Source organism: Salinarchaeum chitinilyticum, assembly GCF_055390775.1.
Genome location: NZ_AP043888.1, coordinates 2918308 through 2929393, shown reverse-complemented (window position 1 = coordinate 2929393; position 11086 = coordinate 2918308). Strand labels below are relative to the sequence as shown.

At 66.1% G+C, this 11086-nt stretch carries 10 protein-coding genes and 1 tRNA gene; all 11 read right to left on the bottom strand.

Annotated features, from left to right (window positions below; genetic code table 11):
- Nucleotides 1–89 precede the first annotated feature (89 nt).
- The 11 genes from ACZ5KP_RS14170 to rpoB all read right to left on the bottom strand — a co-directional run bounded on the left by ACZ5KP_RS14170 (nt 90) and on the right by rpoB (nt 11086).
- Nucleotides 90–162, bottom strand: a tRNA-Arg gene (locus ACZ5KP_RS14170).
- A gap of 16 nt (nt 163–178) precedes the next feature.
- The gene (tatA, locus tag ACZ5KP_RS14165; protein WP_460918509.1) at nt 179–460 is read right to left on the bottom strand and encodes a twin-arginine translocase TatA/TatE family subunit; all 282 of its coding nucleotides are present in this window, start codon (nt 458–460) and stop codon (nt 179–181) included.
- Between the two features lie 79 nt (nt 461–539).
- Nucleotides 540–785 carry a DUF7385 family protein gene (locus ACZ5KP_RS14160; RefSeq protein ID WP_460918508.1) on the bottom strand — a complete coding sequence of 82 codons (246 nt, stop codon included), beginning with the start codon at nt 783–785 and terminating at the stop codon, nt 540–542.
- 105 nt (nt 786–890) lie between these two features.
- The gene (locus ACZ5KP_RS14155) at nt 891–1523 is read right to left on the bottom strand and encodes a zinc metalloprotease (RefSeq protein WP_460918507.1); all 633 of its coding nucleotides are present in this window, start codon (nt 1521–1523) and stop codon (nt 891–893) included.
- Nucleotides 1524–1604: 81 nt separating this feature from the next.
- The gene (locus tag ACZ5KP_RS14150; RefSeq protein ID WP_460918506.1) at nt 1605–3347 is read right to left on the bottom strand and encodes a TraB/GumN family protein; all 1743 of its coding nucleotides are present in this window, start codon (nt 3345–3347) and stop codon (nt 1605–1607) included.
- 83 nt (nt 3348–3430) lie between these two features.
- Nucleotides 3431–4066 carry a GNAT family N-acetyltransferase gene (locus ACZ5KP_RS14145; RefSeq protein ID WP_460918504.1) on the bottom strand — a complete coding sequence of 212 codons (636 nt, stop codon included), beginning with the start codon at nt 4064–4066 and terminating at the stop codon, nt 3431–3433.
- Nucleotides 4067–4136: 70 nt separating this feature from the next.
- Nucleotides 4137–4541 carry a DUF5518 domain-containing protein gene (locus ACZ5KP_RS14140; protein ID WP_460918503.1) on the bottom strand — a complete coding sequence of 135 codons (405 nt, stop codon included), beginning with the start codon at nt 4539–4541 and terminating at the stop codon, nt 4137–4139.
- A gap of 97 nt (nt 4542–4638) precedes the next feature.
- On the bottom strand, nt 4639–5067 hold the full coding sequence (locus tag ACZ5KP_RS14135; RefSeq protein ID WP_460918502.1) for a NusA-like transcription termination signal-binding factor: 429 nt from the start codon (nt 5065–5067) through the stop codon (nt 4639–4641).
- 68 nt (nt 5068–5135) lie between these two features.
- Complete coding sequence (gene rpoA2 / locus ACZ5KP_RS14130) at nt 5136–6335, bottom strand: DNA-directed RNA polymerase subunit A'' (RefSeq protein WP_460918501.1); 1200 nt, start codon at nt 6333–6335, stop codon at nt 5136–5138.
- Nucleotides 6328–9255, bottom strand: a complete 2928-nt coding sequence (locus ACZ5KP_RS14125) for a DNA-directed RNA polymerase subunit A' (RefSeq protein ID WP_460918500.1) — start codon at nt 9253–9255, stop codon at nt 6328–6330. The genes rpoA2 and ACZ5KP_RS14125 overlap by 8 nt, the downstream gene beginning before the upstream one ends.
- Nucleotide 9256: 1 nt before the next feature.
- Nucleotides 9257–11086, bottom strand: coding sequence for a DNA-directed RNA polymerase subunit B (gene rpoB / locus ACZ5KP_RS14120; protein ID WP_460918499.1), 1830 nt, complete (start codon nt 11084–11086; stop codon nt 9257–9259).

Here is an 11086-nt window from a genome sequence, read left to right as displayed (position 1 = left end):
CGAGGAGGAGGGAGCCCGGCGGGACTGAGCGAATCGAAGATTCGCGATGGTCGCCATGCCCGTCGACGAGGAGCGATGCGACGAGGAAACGGGCACGGCGGGATTCGAACCCGCGATCCAGGAGTTAGGAACCCCTTGCCCTGTCCACTAGGCCACGCGCCCGAGAAAAGAAAGCGGGTTACTCCGTGGAGCTGCGATCCTCGGCGTCCGAGCTGCCAGCGCTGGTCGTCTCCGTGGTCTCGCCGTCCTCGGAGACCTCGGTCACGTCTGCGTTGCCGCTTCGGATGTCCTCGAGTTCCTTCTCCGCCTGCGTCTTTCCTTTCTCGAACTCACCGATCGCCTGACCGGTGGAGCGAGCGAGCTTGGGAATCTTGTTCGCACCGAACAGGAGGATCGCAATGAGCAGGATTACGATGAGCTCCGGCCCAATTGGAATCCCGAACAGGGGTGTGACTACCATGTCTATCCCAGCGTAGCCGAGGATCGATTATAGGCCTTTTGCTCGGTAGAGTCTCGAAGCCCCCGGCCTGGCCCGGTGACTAGTGGGTGAGTACGAGCACGGACTCGGGCGTCCGTGCCAGACAGATCGGACCGTTCGGCGCGCTCGAAAACGTGACCGTCGCGTCGTCCGTGACGAACAGACGATCGAACGGACGACCACACGCGGGACACTGGAGGTCATCGCGATTCGCGAGCGTCATCGAACCGTCGTCCTGTCGCAAGAGCTTCAGCGCGGAGCGGTACTCGTGGACGTCGAACCCGCCCTCGACGTCGAGCGTGGTCATAGGCCGTCCACGCGCTACGGCGTCGTATGTGTACTGGCCCGGAGCGAACGAAGCGACCCCAGGACGATCGAGCTGCTCTGGCGGGTGGAACGTCACTCCCGGCCGTCAGATCGGGAAACCGACCGTGAACAACACGCCCACCACGAGCCCAGCGCTCGCCACGAAGGCCGCTGCGAAGACGATGGGATGCCACTCGTAGACGGTTCGCCCGTCGAGTGGTCCGAAGGGAATCATGTTGAACGCCGCCAGGAACGCGTTGACGAAGACGCCGAAGGCACCGATTCGCCAGAGGATGCCATCGAACACCAGCAGTGGTGCGAACGCCGCGATCAGGGCCACGTTCGTGGCTGGGCCGGCCAGCGCGATCAACCCGTTTTCGCGGTCTGTGATGCGGCCGACGTGGTGGACGGCACCCGGCGCCGCAAAGATGAATCCAGCGAGCGCGCCGACGACCGCGAGCCCGAGCATGTTGTAGTTCGCCCGGAACTCCGCGAGCTGGCCGAACCTGATCGCAGTCACCTTGTGGGCGAGTTCGTGCAGCATGAACGCGACGCCCACCGAGAGGATGCAGACCACGAGCAGGCGGGCCGCCCAGCTGGGACGCTCGACGAGCCGTTCGGGACGACCGACGAAGATCGTGAACGCGACCGACAGCGTGAGCCACGCGGCGGCGAGATCTTGCAGTTCCTGCCGCGAGAACTCGATCGGGCGGTGCTGTCGGCGATTGTCGACGCTCATCGGCCGGCAGCACCTCTTGGGGGTCGTCCGACCAGCCGTAGGGTATCGGTATCTGCCATTGTCATGAATCTGGAATGGAGATCAGGTCACCAGCTCGATCAGTAGCTCGGCACCGTTCTCGACGCCTTCGAGCATGAGGTCGCCGACCTCGCCGATGCCGCCAACGCCCTCGAAGAAGAAGGGCAAGACGACGAACGGGAAGAGGATCGACGCGACGAAGCTGCCGACGTTCGTCATCGCGACGACGGCGATCAGCCGGAACAGTGGAACGTCGAGCATGTCGCCAAGTACCTCGCCGATCGGGCGCTCGTGATCGTCGAGGAGCTCGTTGAGCGTCCCGATATCGGCGACGTTCACCGGGCGATGTCGCAGTTCGACGTAGCCAGCGAACCAGCCCGGCGCGAGCAGTGGGTTGATGCTCGTCAGCCACGCGACGCCACCGCCGACGGCGGCAGAGTCGAGCCTGGCACCGGCGAGCCGAGCTGCCGTGAACGCGAAGGCGCCGTTGAATAGGAACCACGCCGCGAACAGCTTGAGCAGGAAGACGTTCTGGGCACCGCCGAGCGCCAGGAGCCCGAAGAAGGCGACGAAGCCGACGAGCATCAGGTAGCCGAAGGCCTTGCCCCAGGAGAACCGGCCGGTGTCCTGGGTTCCGGTGATCGACTCGATCGTCGGCAGCGTCTCCGGCGCGGCGAGGTAGGATTCGATCCCCTCGCGGTGGCCGGCGCCGACGATCGCCACGACGTCGTACCCCTCCTCGCGCAGGCCGACGAGCTGGTGGGCGATGTACGCGTCACGTTCGTCGATCAGCGCCTCGGCGCCGCCGGGGGAGAACTGCCGGAACTCCTCCATCATCGCGGTGACGACGTCCGCGTCGGTCAGCGACTCGATGTCGAACTCGTCGAGTTCCTCACCGGCATCGCCGCTCGGACCGAAGGTTGCGCCCAGCGCCATTCCCACGGCGCCGCCGATCGCGCCGCCGGTGAGTGCGCCCACGAGGCCACGGAGCACCGTGCCACCCATCGACGCGAAATCCGGCGCTCCGACGAACGGAAGCGAGGCGCCGGATACAGCGAGGACGCCGCCAGCAACGACGCCCCCGAGCAGGCCGAGCCCGGCCCGTTCGATGGCACCGAGATAGCCCAGTCCGGGAACGGAGATAGGCGGCACGATACCCACGCCGACCACGAGCCCCACGAGGGCGCCGACGACGACGCCACCGACGACGCCGGCCACGACCGTTCCACCCAGCCCGAGTGCGAACGCACCGCCCAGGCCGACCATCGGAGCGATCGCGAGGCCTCCGACGATGCCGAAGAGGACGCCCAGCGCTACCCCCATCGACAGACCGATCATCGTCCCGTCGGCAGCACCGACGGCGAGCCCGCCGACCAGTCCCAGCTTCTCGCGAATCGTCAGCCGCGCCCAGAAGCGCTGGACCGTCTCCTGGATGTCCCTGTCCACGAGCGCGAGCCCGCGCCCGTGCTCCTCGGCAGTCTCGACGCCCGCACGCATATCCGCGCCGGGTTCGATGTCGAAGCGATCGCCCAGCCGATTCTGCACGTAGGAGAGCATCCAGTACGCGAGGAACTGGAAGACGGTGTTGCCCGAGAGGAGGTCCGCCGGCTCGAGGTCGTCCGGCGCCTCGTCCTCCATCATCTGCCGGTAGCGCGCCTCGTCGAGCTCGACCGCCACGACGTCGGGATCGTGCTCCTCGATTTCGGAACGGACGCGGTCGGCGCTCTCCTCGGAGACGTGCGCCGTGCCGACGACGGTCACCTGGCCAGGTCCGCCGGCTGCGTCCTCGCCCGCGGCCTCCTTCATTGCGCCGGGCTATTCGGGCACGGCTCTTACCACCTTCGACACGGGATCCCCGTCGCCTCCGGGCTTTCTGTGGAATCTGGCCGTCACGCCTCCGCGACGATCTCGACCGCCGGCCCGTCGTCTCGGTTCGCCGCGAACTCCTCGGCCGAAATCGTGTAGCGGTGTGCGTCGACGGCGCCACCGGTATCGATATCGGCCGGTTCGAAGTTCCGGAGCAGCCCCTCGTGCCGGCCGCCGAAGCGCTCGACGTACTTCTCGATCGCGCGCTTCGAGTTCTCGTTGCCCGCCATATGGGTGACCGCAACCACTTCCAGGTCGAGGTGGTCGAACGCAACGGTCAGGAGCGCACCGGCACGCTCGCCCGAGTAGCCACGACCCCAGAACCGCTTCCGGAGCCAGAGCCCGATCGTGCCGAGTCGCTTGTCCCAGTCGACGTGGAGCGCGGTCGAGCCGGCGATCTCGCCGGCGCCGTCCTCGCCGTCGGCGGGTCGGATCACGTAGCCCGCGGTGTCGCCGTCTTCCCACCGCTCGGCCTGCTGTTCGAGAAACTCCGCGGTCTCCTTCGGCGTGTCGTGGGGGTTCCACGGCATGTACTCCGTGACCCGATCGATCGCCTCGTCGTTGCCGCAGATCTCGTAGAGCCGGTGGACGTCGACCTCGTGCATCGGTTCGAGGACGAGTCGCTTCGTCTCGACCCGTTGGGGGAAGAGCTCGGTCATGTCCGTAGCAAAGTCGGGCCCTATGCTAACGGTTCGGGGCGTATGCGAGCAGTTCACACGTCACCCCGGATCAGGACTGCGATCGCCTGGCGTTCGCCAGGTGTGGCCGAATTGTATCGACGAGTAACGCCGCGAGCACCGCACTGGCGATGCAGAACAACGCACCGGTGATCCACAGAAAGAGGACCCCCAGGAGTCCGAAGAGTGCAGCGAGGAGGATCTTCACCTCCAGTGCCATGGACGTCGCCCAGAAATCGAGGATCGACGTGGTCGGCTGGACGATAACTATGGGTATCGAGGCGAACAATCCAGCACGCGCACCGGCGCGATACGCGGGCTCCGGTCCATCGCTGTAGATCACACCCACCAGCGCTCCTGCAAGGACGATCGCGATCCCGCTCTCGGGCCCGGCGAGATAGATCCAGAGAAATCCGACGGGAATCGACGCGAGTCCCACCAGCGTGGCTGTGCGCATCGACGCCGCCCGTAGCTCGTCGATTATCCCTGTACGCGCTCGCCCATGTCGAATATATCGTGCTCGTTCGCCCGTAGTAAAGATTCCGTGGACGCCCTCAGGCCAGCTTCACGTCGTCGAGATCGAAGTGCCGTCGGGCCATCACGCGCGCCGCCTCGACGTTCCGGCCGTCTTCGCCGATCGCGACGCCAACGTCGGCTTCCGCGACCTCGACGTACGCGACGGTGTCATCGTTCTCACTGATCGTGACGTTGAGCACGGCCGCAGGCGCGAGCGCGTTCGCGACGAAGTCCGTCGCCGTGTCGGCGTCCTCGACGAGCTTGACCGAGCGACCGAGCTCCGCCTCGACGGCCTGGACGTTCTGGCCGCCCGGACCGATCGCCTGGGCCATATCCGCCGGCTGGACGAGGACGATCGCGCGGTCGAACTCCTCGTCGATGACGCAGTCGACGCCCGAAACCTCGGTGATCTCCTCGAAGAGCGCGAGTGTGCGACGCGCCTCGTCGGTGAGCGTGCGCGAGGGCATTCAGTAGTCACCGCTCCAGAATCGCTCGAATCCGATAGCTAGCTGCATGAATGAGAGTGCCGGGCCGCTCAGTCCGCGGAGCCGTCGGCGACGAACGACCCCATCCGGAGGTCGACGTCGCCGGTCCCGAGCTTGATCGGCTTGCCGACGATGACGTTCTCCGTGACGCCGTCGAGCTCGTCGATCTCGCCGTGGATCGCCGAGGACAGCAGGTGGTTGACCGTGACCTCGAACGCCGCACGGGCGAGCACGGAGTCCTTCGAGCCGGAGATGCCGTGGCGACCGATGGACTCGATCTCGCCGTTGTTGCACATGATGTCGGCGACGAGCATGAGGTGGCGGACGTTCACGTCGTCGAGACCCTGCTCCTCGAGGGTCTCCATCGTCTCGTTGATGATGGACTCGCGGGCGGCCTCGACGCCGAGGTTGCGGTATACCTCGTGAATGTCGTTGGTAGAACAACGGGAGGCGTCGACGCCCTCGATGTCGAGGGCGGTTCCGAAGTCCGATCCCTCGGTGTAGAGGACGAACTCCTCGCCCGCTTCGGTCTCCTCCTTCCGGACGACGACGCGGCTGATCCCCTCGATCCCCTTGAACGTGATCTCGCGGAGCTCCTCCACGAGCTGGAGGAGATCGCGGTATGACGGCTCCTCGGGACCGAACTGGATCCGGGTGCCCTTCTGGAGCGCCTCGACGCCCAGCGAGGACTCGATCGTCCCCGCGATCTCGGCGGCGACCTCGGTGGCGTCGTCCTCCCTCGGCCACCGCTCGAGGAGCGTCTCCTCGTTGAGATCGACGATGACGTTCATGTCCGCGACGTTCGTGGAGACGTCGCCTAGCGCGAGGATCTTCGTCGCCTCGATCTGCCAGACGACCTCGTGGGCCTTCTCGCGGCTGTCGGCGTACTCCTCCTCGAGGAACACCGTCATCATCGGCGTGTCGGGCTCCTTCCGGGCGTCCACCAGCTCGATGAGCCGGGGCAGCCCCTGGGTGACGTCGATCTCCGCGACGCCCGCGTAGTGGAACGTGTTCATCGTCATCTGCGTTCCCGGCTCGCCGATGGACTGTGCACTGACAGTTCCCACCGGATCCAGCGGGTCGACCCGGGAGTCCGTATACTCCGCTTCCACGGCCCGCGTGATCTCCTCGACCTGCTCGACGGTATCGACGTCTCGGTCCTCGATCGCACGGTACACTCGCTCTTTGAGGCGGAGCGGAAGCTCGGAGCCCTCGACGACCGCCTCGTGTTCGCTTGTTACGTCAGTCATCGGATTCCACCCGCCAGGACTCGCCGTGTTCGGAGAGGTTCGTCTCCGGGGCCTCGCTGCCGATGAAGGCCTCCTTCTCCTGCTCGCTCTCGAACTCCTCGTCGAGGATCGCGTCTGCGATTCCTTCGACGTCCACGTCGTGCTCTTCGGAGGAGGATACCTCGACGGGAGAGGTGCCGTCCTCGCCGAACTCGAACTGGACGATCGTGTCGGAGGTGTCGCGAACGGTGCCGTCGTACTGGGTCTCCAGCTCGGAGAGCGCGTTGATCAGCCGGCGCTGGAGGTAGCCGGACTTCGACGTCCGGACTGCCGTGTCGACCAGCCCCTCGCGGCCACCCATCGCGTGGAAGAAGAACTCCCGCGGCTCGAGACCGTCGGTGTAGGAGTGCTCCACGAACCCGTGGGCGTCCGCAGAGAGGTCGTCGGCGTCGTAGTGGCTGAGGGTTCGGCCCTCGTAGCCGCGGTTGATCCGCTCGCCACGGACTGCCTGCTGGCCGACGCAGCCGGCCATCTGCGTGAGGTTCAGCATCGATCCTCGCGCGCCGGACTCCGCCATCACGACCGCGGGGTTCTCCTCGTCGAAGTTCTCCTCCGCGATGTCACCAGCGTTGTCACGAGCCTTGCCGAGCGTCTGCATGATCCGCATCTCGAGCGTCTCGTCGACCGTTCGACCGGGCAGGGACTCCAGTTCGCCCGCACGGTAGGTCTCGATCAGCTCGTTGACGCGGTCGTAGGCGTCCTCGATCGTCTCGTCGATGCGCTCCTGGGCCGCGCCGGAGATCGTCTCGTCGTCGATCCCGATCGAGAACCCGAAGTGCATGATCGTCCGCATCGCGAGCGCGGCGACCTCGTTGACGAACTGCCGCGCCCGGGTCTTCGAGTACTCCTTGGCGATCGTGTCGACGACCTCGCCGCCGAAGGCACCGACGCCGTCCTCGTCGATCGTTCCCTCGATGAGTTCGCCGTCCTCGACGACGACGGTGTCGCCGGCAGAGGAGGTGAACTCGAGGTCGAGGCCGGCAGGGAGCAGCTCCGAGAAGAGCGTGCGCCCGGACCAGAACGGCGCGCCGTCCTCGTCCTCGCCGTCAGCCTCGGGCAGCTCGTCGATCGTGGTCTGCCGGAGCAGGTCGAGTGCCTGCGTCTCGTTGAATCCGGGGTTCTGGTTCGTCAGCAAGTAGAGCCCGGAGATGTGGTCCTGGATCGCGCCGATGATGTTCTCACCGAAGCGCGGGCTCAGGATCTGCTCCTGGACGCGCATCAGGACGCGGGCCTCCGCACGCGCCTCCTCGTTCTGGAGGGCGTGCATGTTCATCTCGTCGCCGTCGAAGTCCGCGTTGTACGGCGGACAGACCGTCGTGTTCAGCCGGAACGTCTTGTACGGCATCACGACGACCTCGTGGGCCATGATCGACATCCGGTGCAGCGACGGCTGCCGGTTGAAGATCACGATGTCGCCGTCGACGAGGTGGCGGTTGACCTCCCAGCCGGGCTCGACCTTCTCGGCGAGCTCCTCGCAGTTCTTCTCGGTGACCTTGAGCCGGCGACCGTCGGGACGACGCACGTAGTTCGCGCCGGGGTGTGCCTCCGGGCCGTTCGAGACGTATCCACGGGCCTTCGGGAGGTTCCGCTCGTTGACGTTCATCGTCTGCGTCATCTCCGTCGCGACGCGGTCGGGGACGCCGACCTCGTTCAGGGAGAGCGTCGGGTCCGGCGAGATGACCGTCCGCGAGGAGAAGTTCACGCGCTTCCCGGAGAGGGAGCCACGGAACCGACCCTCCTTCCCCTTGAGCCGCTGGGAGAGGGTCTTCAGGGGCCGACCGGAGCGGTGTCGCGCCGGCGGCGTCCCGGAGATCTCGTTGTCCATGAACGTCGTGACGTGGTACTGGAGCAGCTCCCAGAGGTCCTCGATGATCAGCTGGGGTGCGCCGGCCTCACGATTCTCCATGAACCGCTGATTGATCCGGATGATGTCGACCAGCTTGTGGGTGAGGTCGTCCTCGGAGCGCTGGCCGTTGTCCAGCGTGATCGACGGTCGCGTCGTGACCGGCGGAACGGGGAGGACGGTGAGGATCATCCACTCGGGACGGGACTTCTCCGAAGAGATCCCGATCGTCTCGATGTCCTCGTCCGGGATGGCCTCGAACCAGTCCCGGATGTCGCTGGGCATCAGCTTGTTCGTGTCCTCCTCGGTCAGGTCCTCGTCGAGGGCCTTCTCGAGGGCCTTGCGGTCCTCCTCCCGCGGGCGATGCTCGCCCGACATGATCGACTGGATCCGGTCGAGGGGGATGTCGGTCTCTTCGGCGAGCTCCGGGGGCGCGACGCCCTCGGAGATTTCTTCGCCGTCCTCGTCCTCCTCGGGCTGCATCGCGACCGCGATGCGCTCGGAGTAGTCGGCGGCCAGCACGTCCTGGACCTCGTAGTACGTGGTCGGCTTCTCGTGCTGGATGTCGTACTGGACCTCGCCGCAGTGGGGACAGCGGTCCTTCTTCCGAGCCTGTCGGATCGCTGCCTTCGTGACGTCGTCGACGTCCTCGGAGAGCTCCCGAGTGCGGTCGAGGCTGCTCCGGAACTCCGCCTGCTCGTCCTCCGTGAGACAGAGCTTCGAGCACTCCCGACAGGTTCCGCGGAGGAGTCGGCGAATGAGCTTCGTGAAGCCGACGTGGATCACGGGCGCTGCGAGCTCGATGTGGCCGAAGTGGCCGTTACACGAGCCCGATCGCTTCCCGCAGGTCTTGCACTCCAGCCCGGGGTCGATCACGCCGAGGCGCGGGTCCATGAGTCCCATGTCGATGGGGAACCCGTCGTCGTCGTACGTGTCGGCGGTGATGACCTTCGTGGCGCTCATCTCCCGATACTCCTCGGGGTTCATCAGGCCGAAGCTGAGCGACCCGATCGTCTTGGGTGTCGTTTCTCGGACCATGTTAGACTGCGTCCTCCAGTTCGAGCCGCGGGGCGATGCCCAGCGCCTTCATCTCGTCGAGCAGGAGCTTGAACGCGTAGCTCATCTCGATGTCGTGAATGTCCGTCTCCTCGTCGCAGTTCGGACAGTAGACGCGACGTTGCTCGACGTTCTCGACGGCGGCCATCCCACACTGTGCACAGATCGGAACGAACTCGCGGTCGGACTCGTCGAGCAGTCGCTCCTTCAGGGTCATGGCCGCGCCGTGTCCGATGAACACGTCGCGCTCCATCTCCCCGATCCGCAGGCCGCCTTCCCGCGCACGACCCTCGGTGGGCTGGCGGGTGAGTACCTGCACCGGCCCGCGCGAGCGGGCGTGGATCTTGTTGGAGACCATGTGGTAGAGCTTCTGGTAGAAAATACAGCCGACGAAGATCTCCGCGTCGATCTTCTCGCCGGTGACGCCGGAGTACATGACCTCCTTGCCGGAGGACTTGAAACCGTGGTCCTCCAGCGAGCCGCGGAGCTCGTCCTCGTCCTCGCCGAGGAACGGCGTACCGTCGACGCGCCGACCTTCCAGCGCGCCGACCTTCCCACCGATCATCTCGAGGATGTGCCCGACCGTCATCCGCGACGGCAGTGCGTGCGGGTTGACGATCAGGTCAGGCACGACGCCCTCCTCGGTGAAGGGCATGTCCTCCTGTGGGGCGATGTGACCGACGACGCCCTTCTGGCCGTGCCGTGACGCGAACTTGTCGCCCATCTCCGGGATCCGCTCATCGCGGACGGAGACCTTCGAGAGCTTCGAGCCGTCCTCGCCCTCCATCAGCGTGACCGTGTCGACGACCCCGGACTCGCCGGAGCGCATCGTTACGGAGGTCTCGCGTCGCTTCTGCGGGGAGAGGCCGCCCATGTCGTCGGGCTCCTCGAGGAACCGCGGTGGCGACGTCTTCCCGAGCAGCACGTCGTTCTCGCCGACCTGGGTCTCGGGGTTCACGAGGCCGTCGTCGTCGAGGTGGGTGTACGCCTCCTCGCCGCGGGCACCGCGAACGTCCTGGTCGGGGATCTCGAAGTGGTCCTCCTGACCGCCGGGGTAGCGGCGTTCCTCGCCCTCGTAGGTCCGGAAGAAGTGCGAGCGCGCGAGCGCCCGGTCGACCGATCCCTGGTTCAGGATGAGCGCGTCCTCGATGTTGAACCCCTCGTAGGACATGACGGCGACCGTGAAGTTCTGGGCCGCCGGCCGGTCGTCGTACCCGATCTGCTCCGTGGTCTGGGTCTTGACCATCGAGAGCTGGGGGTAGTGCAGGAGATGCTGGCGGGTGTCCGGTCGGATCCGGTAGTTCGCCGCCGGCAGTCCGAGGGACTGCTTGATCATCCCTGCGCCCATGGTAATGCGCGGGCTCGCGTTGTGCTCGGGGTAGGGGATCATCCCTGCACCGATCCCGAACATCAGCTGCGGGTCGATTTCGAGGTGCGTGTGGTCCTCGGTCAGCTCCTCTTCGTCGACGGCGACGAAGATGTCCTCCTCCTCTTCGGCGTCGATAAATTCGACGTAGCCGGCCTCGACGAGGTCCTCGAAGCTGATGTCGCCGTCCTCGAGCGCGTCGAGCTCCTCGTCGTCGAGGAGCGGCTCGCCGTCCTCGACCACGATCAGCGGGCGGCGGGCCCGGCCCGCGTCCGCGTTGATGATGACCTCCTGTGTCCGGTCCTTGACCGAGACGTTGACCATCTCGGAGACCTCGCCGCGGCGGCGGGCCTCGCGTACCTGTGCTGCGAGCCGTTCGGGGTCGGGGTGAGTCCCGACCAGGCTCCCGTTGACGTAGACTTTCGCCTCGCGTTCCTGGCTTGCCAT